The sequence below is a fragment of the Arthrobacter sp. P4_H3 genome (assembly GCF_056400885.1).
The window spans coordinates 1-553 of sequence record NZ_JBFUKK010000058.1; the positions used below are offsets into that span (position 1 = coordinate 1).

The 553-nt window shown below is 51.7% G+C and carries 1 rRNA gene; it reads right to left on the reverse strand.

The features are described 5' to 3' along the window. A 16S ribosomal RNA gene (locus AC1DRE_RS25140) occupies positions 1-337 on the reverse strand; the annotation flags it as partial. Between the last annotated feature and the right edge of the window lie 216 nt (positions 338-553).

The following is a 553-nucleotide window of genomic DNA, read 5'->3' on the forward strand; positions in this document are numbered from 1 at the left end:
GAGTCTGGGCCGTGTCTCAGTCCCAGTGTGGCCGGTCACCCTCTCAGGCCGGCTACCCGTCGTCGCCTTGGTGAGCCATTACCTCACCAACAAGCTGATAGGCCGCGAGTCCATCCAAAACCACAATAAAGCTTTCCACCCCCCACCATGCGATGAGGAGTCATATCCGGTATTAGACCCAGTTTCCCAGGCTTATCCCAGAGTTAAGGGCAGGTTACTCACGTGTTACTCACCCGTTCGCCACTAATCCCCCCACAAGTGAGGTTCATCGTTCGACTTGCATGTGTTAAGCACGCCGCCAGCGTTCATCCTGAGCCAGGATCAAACTCTCCGTTGAAGTAAAACAAAAACAGACACAACCACCACCCCCGGGAAAACGGAAGAAAACGGCTGCACAAAATTTGAAACCAGCTGAAAAACAACCAGGCCACACCACGGGGTGGCACAACCTGGCCAATTCAACCAATCCATATAAATAAATTGGTATCAACAAACTTGGCACACTATTGAGTTCTCAAACAACAGACACACCCGGCACCACCACAACCAACAA